At 62.7% G+C, this 16,110-nt stretch carries 16 protein-coding genes; 3 read left to right on the top strand and 13 right to left on the bottom strand.

The window, feature by feature from the left end; all coding sequences use genetic code 11:
* Positions 1-327 precede the first annotated feature (327 nt).
* A complete protein-coding gene (locus ATC00_RS21555; protein WP_064254335.1) occupies positions 328-789 on the top strand; it encodes a hypothetical protein in 462 nt (153 codons plus the stop codon).
* Positions 786-2,162, top strand: a complete 1,377-nt coding sequence (locus tag ATC00_RS21550) for an FAD-containing oxidoreductase (protein WP_064254379.1) — start codon at positions 786-788, stop codon at positions 2,160-2,162. Before ATC00_RS21555 ends, ATC00_RS21550 begins: the two co-directional genes overlap by 4 nt.
* 10 nt (positions 2,163-2,172) lie before the next feature.
* Here ATC00_RS21550 and ATC00_RS21545 read toward each other — a convergent pair whose 3' ends face one another.
* The 13 genes from ATC00_RS21545 to ATC00_RS21485 all read right to left on the bottom strand — a co-directional run bounded on the left by ATC00_RS21545 (position 2,173) and on the right by ATC00_RS21485 (position 15,844).
* On the bottom strand, positions 2,173-2,949 hold the full coding sequence (locus ATC00_RS21545) for a sulfite exporter TauE/SafE family protein (RefSeq protein WP_064254334.1): 777 nt from the start codon (positions 2,947-2,949) through the stop codon (positions 2,173-2,175).
* A 349-nt stretch (positions 2,950-3,298) separates the two neighbouring features.
* The gene (locus ATC00_RS21540; protein ID WP_064254333.1) at positions 3,299-3,841 is read right to left on the bottom strand and encodes a hypothetical protein; all 543 of its coding nucleotides are present in this window, start codon (positions 3,839-3,841) and stop codon (positions 3,299-3,301) included.
* Positions 3,842-3,998: 157 nt separating this feature from the next.
* Positions 3,999-4,802, bottom strand: coding sequence for a dimethylarginine dimethylaminohydrolase family protein (locus ATC00_RS21535; RefSeq protein WP_064254332.1), 804 nt, complete (start codon positions 4,800-4,802; stop codon positions 3,999-4,001).
* A 21-nt stretch (positions 4,803-4,823) separates the two neighbouring features.
* Positions 4,824-5,252 carry an OsmC family protein gene (locus ATC00_RS21530; RefSeq protein WP_064254331.1) on the bottom strand — a complete coding sequence of 143 codons (429 nt, stop codon included), beginning with the start codon at positions 5,250-5,252 and terminating at the stop codon, positions 4,824-4,826.
* 126 nt (positions 5,253-5,378) lie between these two features.
* On the bottom strand, positions 5,379-6,470 hold the full coding sequence (locus ATC00_RS21525) for an ABC transporter ATP-binding protein (protein ID WP_064254330.1): 1,092 nt from the start codon (positions 6,468-6,470) through the stop codon (positions 5,379-5,381).
* 124 nt (positions 6,471-6,594) lie between these two features.
* Complete coding sequence (locus tag ATC00_RS21520; protein WP_037384768.1) at positions 6,595-8,049, bottom strand: extracellular solute-binding protein; 1,455 nt, start codon at positions 8,047-8,049, stop codon at positions 6,595-6,597.
* Positions 8,050-8,097: 48 nt separating this feature from the next.
* Complete coding sequence (locus tag ATC00_RS21515; protein WP_064254329.1) at positions 8,098-9,126, bottom strand: carbohydrate ABC transporter permease; 1,029 nt, start codon at positions 9,124-9,126, stop codon at positions 8,098-8,100.
* Positions 9,123-9,998, bottom strand: coding sequence for a carbohydrate ABC transporter permease (locus tag ATC00_RS21510; protein ID WP_064254328.1), 876 nt, complete (start codon positions 9,996-9,998; stop codon positions 9,123-9,125). Before ATC00_RS21510 ends, ATC00_RS21515 begins: the two co-directional genes overlap by 4 nt.
* Entirely contained in the window at positions 9,995-10,927 is a 933-nt protein-coding gene (rbsK, locus tag ATC00_RS21505; RefSeq protein ID WP_064254327.1) for a ribokinase, read from the bottom strand. The genes ATC00_RS21510 and rbsK overlap by 4 nt, the downstream gene beginning before the upstream one ends.
* Positions 10,928-10,966: 39 nt before the next feature.
* Positions 10,967-11,422 (bottom strand): RbsD/FucU family protein, encoded by a 456-nt coding sequence (locus tag ATC00_RS21500; RefSeq protein WP_064254326.1) that lies wholly within the window; start codon positions 11,420-11,422, stop codon positions 10,967-10,969.
* 131 nt (positions 11,423-11,553) lie between these two features.
* Positions 11,554-13,938 (bottom strand): aldehyde dehydrogenase family protein, encoded by a 2,385-nt coding sequence (locus ATC00_RS21495; RefSeq protein WP_064254325.1) that lies wholly within the window; start codon positions 13,936-13,938, stop codon positions 11,554-11,556.
* Positions 13,939-13,942: 4 nt separating this feature from the next.
* Entirely contained in the window at positions 13,943-14,956 is a 1,014-nt protein-coding gene (deoC, locus tag ATC00_RS21490) for a deoxyribose-phosphate aldolase (RefSeq protein ID WP_064254324.1), read from the bottom strand.
* A gap of 135 nt (positions 14,957-15,091) precedes the next feature.
* Positions 15,092-15,844, bottom strand: coding sequence for a DeoR family transcriptional regulator (locus tag ATC00_RS21485; RefSeq protein ID WP_064254378.1), 753 nt, complete (start codon positions 15,842-15,844; stop codon positions 15,092-15,094).
* A 91-nt stretch (positions 15,845-15,935) separates the two neighbouring features.
* Between ATC00_RS21485 and ATC00_RS31405 the strand changes: the two genes are divergently transcribed.
* Complete coding sequence (locus ATC00_RS31405; RefSeq protein ID WP_174556970.1) at positions 15,936-16,103, top strand: hypothetical protein; 168 nt, start codon at positions 15,936-15,938, stop codon at positions 16,101-16,103.
* Positions 16,104-16,110 lie beyond the last annotated feature (7 nt).

Genomic DNA, 16,110 nt, shown 5'->3' with positions numbered 1-16,110 from the left:
TGATCGCAGCCGCCACGGCTCTCCGCTGCGTCCGGTTAGAGCATCCATATATGTCAGGGTTCCACAAAGAACAGGGCAACGGGCCTATAGTTACTTGCGGTTGAGCTTCGAGGCGACTGAGGTCCGAGCACGTACTATCAGGTTGCAATCGGTGGCGAAGTCGGTCACTCTCTCACAGGGCCTCCCTTAACAGCAGTTCTCCGTAGCCGGCGAGGGCTGATCGCCACTTTCGTCATTTCAGAATGCCAGCATGAGCCGAGGTGGCCTGAGCCAACGCATATCCGCACCAGCTGCCCGCAGATCCTTAAAAACGCAGTCGGAGATGTGATGACCGTCTATGTCCTAGCGCTTCTCATCGGCTTCGTTGCCGGTTTAAGGGCGATGACCGCGCCGGCGGCCGTCAGCATCGCCGCCGCGATTGGCTGGTTGCCGATTGCCAACAGCTGGGCGGCCTTCATGGGCTACCGCTTCACGCCTTATATTTTCGGCCTGCTGGCGCTCGTCGAATATGTCACCGACCAGCTGCCGAGCACGCCGAGCCGCACCGTGCCGCAGCAATTCGGCGCCCGCATCGTCAGCGGCGGCTTTTGCGGGGCAGTCATCGGCACGGCCGGCGGCGGTTTGGTCGGAGGCGCCATTGCCGGCGTTATCGGCGCAATCATCGGCACTCTTGGCGGCTATCAAGCGCGCAAGCGGCTCGTCGCGATGATCGGCGGCAAGGATCTGCCGATTGCCCTTCTCGAAGACCTCGTCGCTATTCTGCTGGCCTTATGGGTGGTTTCGTCATGAGCAGGCATTTCGATGCGATCATCATCGGCGCCGGCCAGGCCGGGCCGTCGCTCGCCGGCCGATTGACGGAAGCCGGCAAAACCGTGGCGCTCATTGAGCGCAAGCTCTTCGGCGGCACCTGTGTCAACACCGGCTGCATGCCAACCAAGGCGATGGTCGCGAGCGCCTATGCGATCCACACGGCGCGCCGCGGTGCCGAATACGGCATGACGACCGGCCCTGTCTCGGTCGATTTCACCCGGGTCATGGCGCGCAAGGAAAAAGTCCGTCTGGATTCCCGATCGGGTATCGAATCCTGGCTCAAGGGCATGAAGAACTGCGCTGTGCTGGAAGGCCATGCGCGCTTCGAAAGCCCAACCGAGATCCGCATCGGCGAGGAGCGGTTTTCCGGCGAGCAGATATTCCTCAATGTCGGCGGACGTGCCGCTATCCCGGATTTCTCGGGCGTCGACGAGGTCCCCTATCTCACCAACAGCTCGATTATGGAGCTGACCCACCTGCCCCGGCATCTGATCATCATCGGCGGCAGCTATATCGGTCTCGAATTCGCGCAGATCTTCCGTCGCTTCGGCTCCGAAGTCACCGTTATCGAAAAAGGCGCTCGCCTGATCGCGCGCGAAGACGAGGATGTCTCGGATGCGATCCGCGACATCCTCGAACAGGAGGGAATCCACATCCGTCTCAACGCCGAATGCATCCGCTTCGCCAGGCACGCCGACGGCGTTGCCGCCGGGGTCGACTGCACATCGGGCCCCCCGGAAGTCATCGGCTCCGACGTGCTGCTTGCCACCGGCCGCCGACCCAATACGGACGATCTCGACCTCGACAAGGCGGGGGTCAAGACCGACGCACGCGGATACATCGAGGTCGACGACATGCTGCGCACCAACGTGCCGCATATTTTCGCGATGGGCGACTGCAACGGCCGCGGCGCCTTCACCCATACGTCCTACAACGATTTCGAGATCGTCGCTGCGAACCTCATCGACAAGGACCCGCGCCGGGTCAGCGATCGCATCCAGACCTACGCGCTCTACATCGATCCGCCGCTCGGCCGCGCCGGCATGACCGAGACCGAGGCGCGCCGGAGCGGCCGCAAGCTGCTGATCGGCACTCGGCCGATGACCCGCGTCGGCCGTGCCGTCGAGAAGGGCGAGACGCTGGGATTCATGAAAGTCATTGTCGACGCCGACACGCAGGAGATCCTCGGCGCCTCGATCCTCGGCACGGGCGGCGACGAGGCCATCCAGAGCATCCTCGACGTGATGTATGCGAAGCGGCCCTATACGACGATCAGCCGCGCCATGCATATTCACCCCACGGTATCGGAACTGATTCCCACGGTGTTTGGCGACCTCTCGCCTGCCAAATAATACACGGACTTCACAGCACTTCAGTCAGCTCAAGGGTCTGGTAGCCGGCCAGAAGGGTGATCAGAATTCCGACGAGCCGCAGGAGTGTCTTCTCCTTCAGCGCCTTGACCATCCAACCGGCCAGCGGTGCCGCCAAGACGCCTCCGGCGATCAACCCGCCAATCGATGCCAGATAGTCGCGGAAATCGCCTGCTTCCTCCCAGTGGCCGGTGACAATCATGGCGAGAAAGCTCAGCGACACCGAAAGCGCAATCAGGAATTCGCTCGCATTGACGGTGCCGATGACGAAGCGCGGTTGTCCGCCGGCGCCGAGCAGCCCGGTGGTGGCAACGGGACCCCAGCCGCCGCCACCTGCCGCATCGAGGAATCCGGCAGTCGCGCCGAGCGGCGCGACAATTCGCATTTTCACCGGGTTCGTCGGAATACGATGAAACGACCGATATAACAGCCAGCTTCCTATAATGGCGAGATAGGCTGTGACGAATGGCTTAACCTGGTCGCCATCGAACGAGGTGAGGACGAAGGCGCCGATAATCCCGCCCCCGACACCGAAGGGCACGAGCCGCCGGAACAGTTTCCAGTCGATATTGCGGTGATAAAGATGGGCCGAACCGGAGGCGGCAGTGGTGAAGAGTTCCGCAGCATGGGCCGATGCCGAGGCTTGCGCCGGCGGCACGCCGAAGGCGAGGAGCACCGTCGAGGAGATCACGCCATAGGCCATTCCAAGAGCACCATCGACCGCCTGAGCCAGAAACCCGACCGCCGCGAACAGTAGGAAGTCTTCCATAGGAGGCTCCGCAACAGGATTCGTTTAACATAGCGAAGCCTCGCGTGTGCACCGACACGGAGGCTTATCGCTCGACCGAACTGCGTTCATGGTGCCCTTGGGCCCGCAAATAAACGGACCATCGCCCTGCTTGTTCCGCGGGCGCGGCTCAATCCGGACGTGTTCTTCAATGCTGCTGGCAGGGATCGCGGCGTGCCGAGCGCGCCGCACCAGTGGCGGGGTGGCGGTGCAGAGGAAGTCGACTGTTGCAAATGCCAGCCAATTCGCCTGACCGACAATAGCCCAAGCACCGGCTGTCAGAGCCGCCATTTGCGGGCGCTCGTTCGCGCCCGCGGCGTACTCGCCATCGCTATTTTACCGGGATCATCAGGTGGGCATAGGGAGTGCCCGCCCACATGACATAAGGCTTGGACGTATCCGGCTTGGCGTCCGTCGAATAGCCTTGCATCATGTCCGTCGCGTTGACGATCATGACATGCGGGCCGGTCTGCACCCAGTTGTTGCCTTCTTCGGGTTTCGTCGCATAAGGATCGGTATTGCTCGCATCGGTGCCGCCGGCCAGCATGTACATGAAGCCCACCTTGCCCTTGGGCGGCTCCTTCTTGCCGATCCATGCCATCGCCCATTCCATCGCATTGGCATCGCCGCACATCGGGTCGGGGCCAGGCGTGACCGGGTTGTCCGGCATGCACCAGAAGCCGTTGGTGCCCTCCCTCAGGGTGCGCATGGTGCCCTTCTCATCCATGGCGTGGACGGCAGCGCCGCTTGCGACGGCCGCGGGTGCTGCGGATTCAGCGCTCTTGATCAGCGCAGCGTCGTCGGCGGCTGCGCCCTGCCCTGCGACCAAACTGCTCGCCGCCACAATGGCAGCAGCCGTCAGAAGCCGTTTCATGGCCGTTCTCCCGGATCGCGTTCATGGTTGTCATGCTATCGGCGTGCGGCTGTGTTCAGCCGCATTAGCCAACGCTAAAATGATAGCAGATCGCGCCCATACGGACAATTCAGAGGGCTGGCCTACCCGCGACGATCGTGACCCGAGCGGCACGCCTTCATCCACCTTTTCCGCGGCTGAACCACCGCAGCGACATGCAGGAAAGCCCGGCGTCGATCTTTCCGATTTCGGTCGTCTTCAAGGCAACGACCTTGTAGCCGGCTTTGTCGAGCATCTCGATCGTGCGCGGGAAATCGGCGCCGACCATCACCACCTCGTTGACGCGAAGTGCATTGGCGGCCGCCTCCTCGCCTTCGGGAATGAGCATCTGCCGGAAATTCTGAAAGACGCCCGAGCGCGCCAGGCGATTGGTGGAGAGCACCGTTTCTTCGTCGAGCAGAGAGCAATCGGTCTTGAAGTGGAGGACTCCCTCCGGTGTTTCGACGATCTTGCTTTTGCGGCCAAGCTCGTCCAAGCACGCCTGCAACGCCTCGGCCCCAGCCCGGTCCGTGCGGGCGGAAAGACCGATCATCACGCTTTCCTGCGTCGTAAGCACGTCGCCGCCATCCGCGTAGCCCGTCGGCAGATCGAGGACCGTATCGAACAGGTCGCGGAGCGTCGGCGCGATCTCTTCGGTTTCCCGGACACGCGTGGCGGCACCCGGGCGCAGAACGACCGCGCCCTCCGTGAAGACCAGCGCCGGGTCTTCGACGAAGATCGAATCCGGGAAGGCCTCGAGCGCCGGCAGGACCGTCGCCTCGACACCGGCCGCGCGCATCGCCGCCAAGTAGGCGTCGTGTTCGGCCTTGACGCCCGCATAGCTCGGGCTGCCGCGATACTGCGCACGCAAGCCGTCGACAACGGAGCGCGCCGGCTCCCGGGCAATGATCGAATTGAAATGATAGACCGAACGCGATGTCATCGAGAAGCTGTTCCCTCTATGTTATCCGGAAACGCGGCTAGCGAATTCCGGATTGCCGCGCAGCGTATTGCTGACCGTGCAGATTTCCTCTTCCGCCGCTTCGGCGATTGCATGCCGCACCGCATCGTCGAAATCGCCTCTGATAACGAATTCGGTACTGAAGCGCGCCACGCGCGACGGTTCGTCCTGCGCCTTCTCGCCGGTCACCTTGGCCGATATTTCCACCACTCTGTCGAGCACGCCGAAACGGCTTGCGGCAATCCGCGCGCTGAGCACCAGGCAGCTGGCAAGCGAGGCGTAGAGAAGGTCGAGAGGGCCGAAGCCGGCCTGCGATGGGCTGGTGACGATGTCGAGCGTACCGCCGGTGACGGAGGTCACATGCGGGAAACCCGTTCGCCCAACGGTCGCGGTAGCGCCGGTCTGCCTCGTCTTCACTCTGAGTTCGGCCATTGGGCTTCCTCATCCATCTGCTGCGAAGACAATATCCCAGCTATTTCGGGATTCGGCCATGGAGAGACAGGAGTGATTTCCGGATCATGCCCTTGGCTGCGCGGCTGGCGCCGGGGCACACCACCTTCACCGCCCGACGGCTTCTCCCGTATTCTTCAGGAAGAAATGAACCTTCGCCATGTCGATGGGCACTTCGATCAAGTCGTCCGGTGCGATGCGCGCCGCGGCGTGCACTTGGGCGGTGAACGAGGCTGACCCTACCCTTCCAATCACCAGCGTGTGGGGACCGAGCGGCTCGATATCGCGCACATGCAGCTTGATCTTCGGGAGATCCGCGGCGGTTGCAATCGTGTGCTCGGGCCGGATGCCGAGCACGACCGCCTCGTCGATATGGGAACCAAGCTTCGCCGCCAGATTTTCCGGAAGTGGAAAGGCGACTTCGCCGGGCGCCCGGAACGAGAGCCCCGCTTCGCCGCGTTCGACAATGCCGTCGATGAAATTCATGCTCGGCGCACCGATGAAGGCGGCAACAAAGAGATTGGCCGGCGCTTCATAAAGCGTGATCGGGTCGGCAGCCTGTTCGATGCGCCCCTGGTTCATCACCACGACGCGGTCTGCCATGGTCATTGCCTCGACCTGGTCGTGTGTCACATAGACGGCTGTCGTTTGCAGCCGCCGGTGGAGAAGCTTGATCTCGGTGCGCATTTCGATCCGGAGTTTCGCGTCGAGGTTCGACAGCGGCTCGTCGAAGAGGAAAACGTCCGGCTGGCGCACGATAGCCCGGCCGATTGCGACGCGCTGCCTTTGGCCGCCGGAGAGCGCGCTTGGCTTGCGGTTGAGATAGGCGCCGAGGTTCAGAATACGGGCGGCCTCCGCCACGGATTTTTCGATGTCGCTCTTCGACGTGCCGCGAACCTTCATGCCGTAGCCGATGTTCTCGGCGACCGTCATGTGCGGATAGAGGGCGTAGTTCTGGAACACCATCGAGCAGTTGCGCAAACCGGGCCTGATGTCTGTGACATCGCGTTTACCGATCCGGATCGTGCCGGAAGACGCGGTCTCCAACCCCGCGATCATTCGAAGCGTCGTCGTCTTGCCGCAGCCGGAAGGGCCGACGAGAACGACGAACTCACGGTCGGCGATCGAAAGATCGAGCGGCGGGATGACCGTAACGCTGCCGAAGGATTTGGTGACTTGTTCCAGGCGGACCTGCGACATTCGAATGCCTTTCTCGAGACCCCATGCCCAAAGCCGGGGAACGCACTGCGAAAGAGGGGCGCCGACTGCCCGACGCCCCCGTATCAAGGCCCGCTCCGGACAACACCGGAGCGGGCATTGATCCTTATTTTTGCGGCAGGCCCATCGACGAGCGATAGGCAGCAAGCTGCTTGTCGCGGCCGAACTCGTCCGTCAGCTTGTTCCATTGCTCGGCCACCGTATCGAGTGCCTGCTGCGGCGTTACTTCGCCGGCAAGGGCCTTTGAGAGTTCGATCTCGAGCACCTCCGTATAGGAGAAGTAACCGGGGAGACGCATGTCGAGCGCGATATTCTTAGCGGTGACCGCTTCCTTCTGGGCGCCGAGATATTCCTTCGCCTCACGATCCGAGAAAATCTTTGACCAGAGTTCGAGATTGGTGGTGTGCGAGAGGCGATACGGGTTGACCCCCGTGCCGCCGGTAATCGCAGCCTGCGCCGAGACTTCGGGGCTCGTCAGATACTGGATATAGTTCCAGGCGGCCTCCTGCTTCGTGGACGAGCTCGGGACGGCTGCCTGCCAGCCGCCGAAGGCCATGAAGGAGGTCTGCACGACTTGATCGAACTTGTCCCACTTCTTCGTCTTATAATTATAGATCTCGTCCACGCCGGGTAGCGGCGCCGAGCCCACCTTGCCGGCCACCTTCGACTGCTTCGGGTCGGCGGCGATAACACCCGTGTCACCCCAGCCGATCGATTCAGCGACCTGTCCGCCGGCAAAGGCAGCGTTCACTTCACCGAAGGAGAAGTTGAGCGCGTTCGGCGGCGCAAGCTTGGAGGCGCGGATATACTCCTCGAGGCCGCGGACCCAGCCGGGATTGTTGACCTGCGCGTCCATTGTGTCCGGATCGAAGAACATGCCGCCCGGATTGTCGGGATGGCTCGTATAGCCAGCCACATGGCTGAAGAGGAACCAGAACTGCTGGCCGCCGCGGCGGAAGGCTTCCGCGGTGCCCCAGAGATTGTTCGCCGGCTGATTGAAGAACTCGGCAATGTCGAGATACTCCTTCCAGGTCTTGGCCGGCGCCAGGTCGTAGCCGTATTTCTCCTTGAACGCCTTCTGGTTGTCGGGATTTTCGAAGAGATCGATGCGATAGGTATAGGTGTGGGCGTCGCCGTCCATGGTCTGCGACAGGACCTTGCCGTTCCAGACCATCAACTGTTCGCGATAGACCGGCGCGATATCTTCCCAGGCGGCACCCTGCCGCATGTCGGCCGGCATTTCGGCGAGGAAGTCGGTGAAATCCGGCGCCCATGCCGGCGCAAAGGCGATGACGTCGAAGGCATCCTCGCCGGAGGTCAGCGAGGTCACGATCTTCGGATAAAGTTCGGACCAGGGAAACTCGACGACCTTCACCTTGCCACAGGTTTTCTCTTCCCAGCCCTTGGCGGCAATCTGAAGGGCCGAAGCGATGTAGGGACCGGTCTGGGTCGTGGCGGTCAGTTCCACCCCGCTGAAGTCCGGGTCGCAGGCGAAAGCCGTTCCGTTGGCCGCCGCGGCAAGTAGGCCGGCGGCGGAAGATGCGAGCAGAAGTTTCCTCATTTTTTCCTCCCTCTGAGTGAAGCTTGCGAAGCTAGAGAACGCGTGCGGTCACTTGATCGCTCCCACAAGCAGGCCCGACCGCATGAGCCTGCTCAAGATCCCTGCCATAATCATCATCGGGATGATCGCCACGAGTGCTGCAGCGGAGATAGACCACCATTCGTCGCCCCGCTGGCTGTTTTGTCCAGCGACCAGGATCGGCAGCGTCTGCCATTTCGAACTCGTCAGGAAGAGCGCGAAGAGGAACTCGTTCCAGACGAAGGCAAGCGTGATCATGAAGGTCGCGATGAGACCCGGTTTCGACATCGGCAAGACAATGCCGAAGAAAATGCGCCACGACGGCACGTTGTCGACCATGGCCGCCTCTTCCACCTCGACCGGAAGGGCTTCGAAGAAATCCCGCATCAGCCAGATGACGATCGGCAGCGAGAAAGCGATATAGGCGAAGGTCAGCCCGACATAGCTGTCGACGAGCTTGAAGCCGAGCTTTCCGACTTCCGTATACATGAGATAGAGCGCAAAGGCGGCGACGATCGGCGGAAACATGCGCTGGCTGACGAACCAGAAAACGATGTCATTGTTGCCAAGCTCCGGCCCCGGCAGGCGAAAGCGGCTGGAGATCACCGCGAGCGCGAGCGCGGCGAAGAAGGAATAGATGAGCGAAATCCCTTGGCCATAGCCGAGCACGTTCCGCCCGAGCAGGAAGCCACCGAAGGCGACCACCACGAAGATCAGGGCGGACAGCAGCCGAAATCGAAAGGTGAAGCGAACGAGAGCGTAAGCCGCCATGGCGCCGATGAAGGTTGCAAGCACCGCAGCCGAGAGGCTGACGATCAGCGAGGCGATGAAGGTGTTGTAAAAGGCGCCGCGCTCGCCGGAGAGCAGTTCGTTCCAGGCCGTCAGCACCGGCTCGAAATCGACGAACGGCAGATAGGTCGGCCCGCCAACGACGGCAATCGGAGTCTTGAACGACGTGATCGCCACCCAATAGAGCGGGAACAAGGTGAAAGCGAGCCAAAGCAGGCAGCCGCCGAGCGCCACCCAACGCCGCTTTCCCTGAAGCGTGCGTACGCTCATTTGTGCTTCTCCAGATAGGGCTTCAGCACAGCCAGATAGACGAGGCCGATCACAGTGATGAAGATCAGAAAGAGGAATGACAGAGCCGACGTGTAGCCGAGATTGAACTTCTTGAATCCCTCCTGATAGGCGAAGAGCGTCAGTGTCTCGGTAGAAACGCCCGGTCCGCCGCCGGTCATCACGAACACCGTGTCCATGATCTTGTAGCTCTCGATGAGACGAATGAAGACGACGGCTGTCGAGATCGGCAGCAGCATCGGAAAGGTGATGTCGCGGAACTGCTGCCAGGGCGTAGCGTTCTCGAGCGCCGCGGCCTCATAGACGTCGTCCGGCAAGGTTTGCAGCCCGGCCAGCAGCATCAGGATGACGAAAGGCGTCCATTGCCAGACCTCGACCACGATGATCGAACCGAGCGCCCAGCTCGTGCGGGTCAGAAAGGGAAGATTCGGAAAGCCGAAGAGCGTCATCAACTCATTCAGCGGCCCCATCGTCGGGTTGAGGATCTGGCGCGCGACGAGCGCCACGGCGACCGGGGCAACGAGCATCGGCAACAGGAAGCCGACGCGGAATATCCCTTCGCCTGGCACGCGGGAATTCAGCGCCAGCGCCACGGAAAGGCCAATCAAATATTGCAGCCCGACGGAAAGGAAGGCGATCAGCGTCGTCGTGCCGGCAACATGCCAGAAGCGCGGGTTGGAAAGCAGGTCGGCATAATTGCCGAAGCCGACGAAACGGGCGGGCATCGGTGGTACCAACCGCATGCTCATGAAACTCGTCGTCAGCGAATAGACGAGCGGAAAGATCGAGATCAACAGAACGATGATCAGTGCCGGCCAGATGAAGAAATGCTTGATCGGGTCGTTGCGCGTCATGCCGCCGCTCCCTCCGCCAGCAACGCCTCGATTTCCGCGAGCATCGGCATCGCCGGGGCCGTTCCACGGCGCGTCACCGCAATGCCGGCCGTCGCGCAGCCAAACCGCACCGCCTCGACCGGCGAGACCCCGCGTGCCAGGGCGGCACAAAAGCCGCCGACGAATGCGTCCCCTGCACCGGTGGTGTCGATCACCGGACCGCTGGCGACCGCCGGCACGAGCACCGACTGACCGTCGGTATGGTAGAGCACGCCACGCTCGCCGAGCGTGATCAGCGCCGTTTTCGCCCCCTTCTTCAGCAGGACATCACCGGCGCGGCGGGCATCGTCAGGGGTCGGCAGCGCAAAGCCGACAAGTGCCGCCGCTTCCGTTTCGTTGGGGACGATGTAGTCGCAGAGCGGATAGATGCTTTCCGGAAAGGGCTCGGCGGGCGCCGGGTTGAACACAGTCGTGACGCCCGCCGCATGAGCGATTTTGAGCGCTCTTTCTGCGGCTGCCGCCGGCTGTTCCAACTGGGTGACGAAGACCCGCGAATTCTCGATCGTTTCGCGCGCGGCCTCCACATCTTCGATGTCGATCGAGCCGGCTGCGCCGGGATAGACGATGATAGCGTTCTCGCCGTTCTCGTCATTGACATAGATGAAGGCGGCCCCGGTCGGCAAATCGTCCATCTGCACGATCTTCGGCGTCACGCCCTCTTGCAAATAGGTCTTCAGCGCCATCTCGCCGAAGGTGTCGCGCCCGAGCCTGGAAATGAACGACACCTGACTGCCGGCCCGCGCCGCCGCCACCGCCTGGTTCGAGCCCTTGCCGCCCGGACCGACGGAAAAACCGCTGCCGGTGATCGTTTCGCCAAGCCGCGGCATGCGCGACGCCAGGTAAGCCGTGTCCGCCACGAATATTCCGAGGATCGAAACACCCGTCTTCATGCTGAGCCTCCTCCATCAAAAAGCTGCCGGCCGGGTGGTTCAGGCTGTTTCCGGCGGGATTACCCCCTTGGTGAAGAGGAAGCAGCCGTAGAACCGCGTCTCGCCGGTGGTGATGACGCAGTAGGTCTTCTTTGCTTCCTCGTAGAAGGCGAAGCGCTCGATGCCGTACATCGGCGCCGGCTTACCCTCGGCGCGATCGATCTCCGCCTGAACTTCGCGCTGGACCGCCGGAATTTCATCCGGCGCCCCCATGATTTCCATGCGCCCGGCCGAGGGCTGGAGCGGCGTGTCGAGCGGCAGCACCGAAAGTACTGCCTTTACGGCGCGCGCCGCGGAGACGTTGTCGATATGGAGCAGTTTGCCGAGCCGCGTCTGCCGGGCGATCGCGTCGGAAGGGAAGTTGGTGTCGGAGATGACCAGCGTGTCACCATGCCCCATGGATCGGAGCGCGTGCAGCACGTCCGCATTGAGCGCCGGGTCGATGTTCTTGAGCATGTCGGTCCTCCTCCAAACCATAAGTTAGACGCCGCGCCGCGGCATGGCGCCGCTGGCGGTCTGATCACTATGCAAATGCCTTGTACACACCGCCGGTCGGCTTCCTCCGCCCGATGGCATGCGCGGACCCTCTACTCGCCGTAGGGGATCCAGATGTTCTTGACGTCGACGGCGCGGCGCAGGAAGGCCGGCCCTTCGGCAGCCGAACGGTCCAGCCAGTCGATCGCCTTGCCGTAGTCGACGAAGGTGCGCTTGAGATTGCCGATCGAGAGCTTCTCGACGAGCGTCGATAGCTCCGGCGAACCGAAGGCCCAGAGCGCATCGACGTCGTTGTGGGCGGCCAGCGTCTTGGCCAACTCCGTCGCCGAACCGGTGACGATGTTGACGACGCCGGCCGGAACGTCGGACGTCTCCAGCACCGAATAGAAATCCGTCGCGGCGAGCGGATGCGGCTCGCTCGGAACGGCGACGACGCGATTGCCGACGGCGATCAGCGGCGCGACGAGACTGATCAAGCCGAGCAGCGGCGCCTCCGGCGGGCAGATCACCCCGACGACGCCCTGCGGCTCGGGCATGGCGAGTGCCACGCCACGCAGAGGCGGCTGGTGAACGACGCCCTCATACTTGTCGGCCCAGGCGCCATAGCTGAAGAGGCGGGCGATCGAGGCCTCCACCTCTCCTCGCGCATTGGCCGCCGAGACGCCCGTCATGGCGGCGATGCGGTCAGCGAATTCCGCCGCCCGGCCGCTGAGGTTCTCGGCGATGTAATAGAGGATCTGGGCGCGGTTGTGTGTCGTTGCCGTAGACCAGCTTGAGGCCGCCTGGGCCGCGACGACGGCGTTGCGGATATCCTTGCGGTTGCCCTCCCCGACCTCGCCGATGACCTTGCCCTTGGGCGTCAGGATCGCGCGAGAATAGTTGCCATCCGGCCGCGCCTGCTTGCCGCCGATGAAGAGCTTGGCGGTGCGGTCGAGGGCCGGCATGGCGAAATCGCCGGCGGCGGACTTTAGGACAGGTGGCGCGATCTCCGTGCGGAGCTTCCACCCCACCCACGCCTTGGGCTTCAGATATTCGTAGCACCCTTCCTTGCCGCCCTCGCGGCCGAAGCCGGATTCGCGCTTTCCGCCAAAGCCGCTCGAAGCATCGAAGAGATTGGTGGCATTGACCCAGACGACGCCGGCGGCAAGCTTGGCGGCCACATGCAGGGCGAGGCCGATCGTCTCGCTCCAGACGCTGGCGGCAAGGCCGTAGCGCGAATGATTGGCAAGCTGGATCGCCTCTTCCGGCGTGCGGAAGGTCATCGAAACGGCGACCGGGCCGAAGATTTCCTCCGTGGCGACGACGGAGGTCGGCTGGACCGCCGTCAGCAGCGTCGGCGGATAAAAGCTGCCGCCCTTGGGGAGTTCTATCTGCGGCTGGTAAAGGGCGGCCCCTTCGGTGACGCCCTGGCTGACGAGGCTCTCGATTCGCTGCAACTGAACCGGAGCGACGATCGCGGCCATATCGATCGCCTTGTCAAGCGGATGGCCGACCCGGAGCGTCCCCATGCGTCGCTTCAGCCGTTCGTGAAACAGCGGCGCCACGCCCTCCTGGACGAGCACCCGCGAGCCGGCGCAGCAGACCTGGCCCTGATTGAACCAGATCGCGTCAACGACGCCTTCCACCGCCGCGTCGATATCGGCGTCGTCGAAGACGATGAAGGGCGACTTGCCGCCGAGCTCCAGCGTCAGCGATTTGCCAGTGCCGGCGGTCCTTTCGCGGATCAGGCGGCCGACCTCGGTCGAACCGGTGAAGGCGATCTTGTCGATGTCGTCGTGCTCGACGATCAGCGCACCCGTCTCGCCCTCGCCGGTGACGACATTCAGGACGCCCGGCGGCAGGCCGGCGGCCGAGGCAAGCTCGACGAAGAGCAGCGCCGTCAGCGGCGTGAACTCGGCGGGCTTCAGAATGACTGTGTTGCCGAGCGCCAGCGCCGGCGCCACCTTCCAGGCGAGCATCAGGAAGGGGAAGTTCCAGGGAATGACCTGGCCGACGACGCCGACCGGCATCTGATCGCCAAATTCCGTTTCCTGGAGCTGCGCCCAGCCGGCGTGGTGATAGAAGTGGCGGGCGGCAAGCGGAATGTCGATGTCGCGCGTTTCGCGGATCGGCTTGCCGTTGTCGAGCGCTTCGACCACGGCAATCAGCCGGGCGTGGCGCTGAATCATCCGCGCCAGCGCATAGAGGTGCCGGGCCCGGGCGTGGCCGGAGAGTTTCGCCCAGGGGCCTTGCGCCTTGCGGGCCGCGGCCACGGCGGCGTCGACGTCTTCGCGGCCGCCGAGCGCGAGCTTTGCCAGCAGCGCACCGGTCGCCGGCTCGAAGCTATCGAACGTCTTTCCTGACGCGGAGGCGACGAAGCCGCCGTTGATGAAATGGCCGAACGCACCTTTGTGGCGGGCAAGCCAGGCCCGGGCTTCGCTATCGCCTTCGGGTGCGGGACCGTATGACATTTCGTCGAAAAACCTGGCGACGCTCATCGGATTATCCAATCGGGTGTCTGTTGAGGGCCGAGTAGGCGCCGCTGACATGGTGTTCAAGCTGGCGCTCAATGTCCGCCAGCAGGCTCGATGCCCCGACGCGGAAGAGGTCCGGCTCCAGCCATTCGCGGCCGAGCTCCTCCTTCATGAGGAACTGGTAGTTCAGCACGTCCTTCGCCGCAGAAATTCCGCCGGCCGGCTTGTAACCGACCTTGATGCCGGTGCGCTCCTGATAGGCGCGGATCATCCTCAGCATGACGAGGGTCACGAGCAAGGTCGCGTTCACGCCCTCCTTGCCGGTCGATGTCTTGATGAAATCGGCCCCGGCCATCATGCAGACGAGCGAGGCGCGGGCGACATTGCGCAAGGTCTTGAGGTCGCCGGTTGCCAGGATCGCCTTGACATGAGCATCGCCGCAGGCGTCGCGAAAATCACGCATCTCGTCATAGAGCGCCTGCCAGTTGCCGGTAAGCACATGCTCGCGGGTGATGACGATGTCGATTTCCTTGGCGCCGTAAGCGACGGACGCTTCGATTTCCTTCAGCTTGACGTCATGCGGTACGAGACCGGCCGGAAAGCCGGTGGAAACCGCTGCCACCGGAATTCCGGAGCCCTGAAGCGCCTCTACCGCCGTCGACACGAAACGGTGATAGACACAGACGGCGCCGGCCGCGATTCCGCGATAGCCCATGCCGAGCGCATCGAGAAGATCCTGACGCACCGGCTGGCGTGCCTTGGCGCAGAGACGCTTGACGCGTTCCGTCGTATCGTCGCCGTTGAGCGTCGTCAGATCGATGCAGGTGACCGCCTTCAAGAGCCAGGCCGCCTGTGCATCCTTTTTCACGGTCCGACGACCCGGCAGCGTCGCGACGCGCCGCTCGGCGGCCGAAAGATTGACACGCTGGTCGAGTACCCAGGAAAGGTCGAGATCGACACCATCGTTACGCGGCCAGTTATGACCGGCGCCAGCGGGCTCGGCCGAAACGGCAGGCACCCCCTTCACAGCAAGGTCTTCCAAACGACTACTCCTCGATTTCTCCCTGCCGCACCAGGCCGCTTTAGATCAGGCCCCGACTTGTTATTTTTCTATCTATTTTTGTGATCATTCCATCACATCCACCGGGTGTCAAGCGACCACGAAGCGGCGAGAGTATCATATTTGTCCCGTCGGCGCCTCAAGCGCCGGCAGCGCCGCCTCTCCGTCTTCCGTGATCACCGCGCCGAAGGCGGTGAGCGGTGCAAAGAATGCAGGCTTCAGCCGACCGATTTTGCTCTTGTCCACCACCAGGTATTTTTCGCGTGCCAACGAGATCACCTTCTGCTTGACCGGCACCTCGTGAAAGTGAACGCAAGTCGCGCCGCGGTCGGGGTCCACGCCGGCAGCCGACAGGAAGGCGACGTTGATGCCGAGATGATCGAGCGTCTCGAGACCCGAATGACTCAAGAAGGATGCAGATGAAGGATGGTAGACACCGCCAAGCATAACGATACGGACATTTGGCCTGCGGGTCAGCCGGTCGGCCACGTTCAAAGAATAACACACTGCTGTTATTGGGTAATTTCCTGAAATCAGATCGACGAGATACTCGAGCGTCGTGCCGCAATCGATGAAAATCGTCTCGTCGGGGCGGATGTGCCGGGAGGCATGAACACAGGCCGCCCGCTTCGCCGCCGCATGACTGTCGGCCTCGCGGGCGAGGTCATAGGGGGTGTCCGCCTCGATATCGGCGGCCGGCACGATATGGCCGCCCAGATACCCGAACAGTTCCGGGTTGTCGGCAACGTCGCGCCGAACCGTCATTTCCGATACGCCCAGCAAAGCGGCAGCATCTTTCAGATGCAACACACGCCTTGCCGCGAGCGCATTCGTCAAAGCGACAATTCGTGTTGTCTTGCGATTGGCCATGATCATTCCCGAGTCCGGGCCAGAAGGAGGACTTCACCACGTGTGACGATCTGCGGCCCAACAATTTCTGTTAGAAATATCACAAATGTGAATGTCGCCGCAAGAGCATGCCCGAACCGACAGCATCTCGGCGACGGTCAAGCAGGCCGAAGCGCTGGTGGCGGAGGGGCACGTGACCAGCAAGCGCAGCTCCTATGCCTCGTCCCTTTCGAAGGCCCGTACCGGGGCGATGGAGGTCATTGGAGCGGCTCGAAACTGACCCTGTC

Source organism: Sinorhizobium americanum (assembly GCF_001651855.1).
GTDB classification, from domain to species: domain Bacteria; phylum Pseudomonadota; class Alphaproteobacteria; order Rhizobiales; family Rhizobiaceae; genus Sinorhizobium; species Sinorhizobium americanum.
The sequence above is the reverse complement of the archived record's forward strand: the minus strand, read 5'-3'. Positions and strand labels throughout refer to the sequence as shown.

Excerpts from the sequence above, each read along its gene's own strand:
- rbsK (WP_064254327.1), bottom strand. The coding sequence starts at position 10,927 with ATGAAGACGGGTGTTTCGATCCTCGGAATATTCGTGGCGGACACGGCT.
- ATC00_RS21535 (WP_064254332.1), bottom strand. The coding sequence starts at position 4,802 with ATGACATCGCGTTCGGTCTATCATTTCAATTCGATCATTGCCCGGGAG.
- ATC00_RS21530 (WP_064254331.1), bottom strand. The coding sequence starts at position 5,252 with ATGGCCGAACTCAGAGTGAAGACGAGGCAGACCGGCGCTACCGCGACC.
- ATC00_RS21545 (WP_064254334.1), bottom strand. The coding sequence starts at position 2,949 with ATGGAAGACTTCCTACTGTTCGCGGCGGTCGGGTTTCTGGCTCAGGCG.
- ATC00_RS21550 (WP_064254379.1), top strand. The coding sequence starts at position 786 with ATGAGCAGGCATTTCGATGCGATCATCATCGGCGCCGGCCAGGCCGGG.
- ATC00_RS21555 (WP_064254335.1), top strand. The coding sequence starts at position 328 with ATGACCGTCTATGTCCTAGCGCTTCTCATCGGCTTCGTTGCCGGTTTA.
- ATC00_RS21540 (WP_064254333.1), bottom strand. The coding sequence starts at position 3,841 with ATGAAACGGCTTCTGACGGCTGCTGCCATTGTGGCGGCGAGCAGTTTG.
- ATC00_RS31405 (WP_174556970.1), top strand. The coding sequence starts at position 15,936 with ATGTCGCCGCAAGAGCATGCCCGAACCGACAGCATCTCGGCGACGGTC.
- ATC00_RS21485 (WP_064254378.1), bottom strand. The coding sequence starts at position 15,844 with ATGGCCAATCGCAAGACAACACGAATTGTCGCTTTGACGAATGCGCTC.
- ATC00_RS21500 (WP_064254326.1), bottom strand. The coding sequence starts at position 11,422 with ATGCTCAAGAACATCGACCCGGCGCTCAATGCGGACGTGCTGCACGCG.
- ATC00_RS21520 (WP_037384768.1), bottom strand. The coding sequence starts at position 8,049 with ATGAGGAAACTTCTGCTCGCATCTTCCGCCGCCGGCCTACTTGCCGCG.
- ATC00_RS21495 (WP_064254325.1), bottom strand. The coding sequence starts at position 13,938 with ATGAGCGTCGCCAGGTTTTTCGACGAAATGTCATACGGTCCCGCACCC.
- ATC00_RS21515 (WP_064254329.1), bottom strand. The coding sequence starts at position 9,126 with ATGAGCGTACGCACGCTTCAGGGAAAGCGGCGTTGGGTGGCGCTCGGC.
- ATC00_RS21510 (WP_064254328.1), bottom strand. The coding sequence starts at position 9,998 with ATGACGCGCAACGACCCGATCAAGCATTTCTTCATCTGGCCGGCACTG.
- ATC00_RS21525 (WP_064254330.1), bottom strand. The coding sequence starts at position 6,470 with ATGTCGCAGGTCCGCCTGGAACAAGTCACCAAATCCTTCGGCAGCGTT.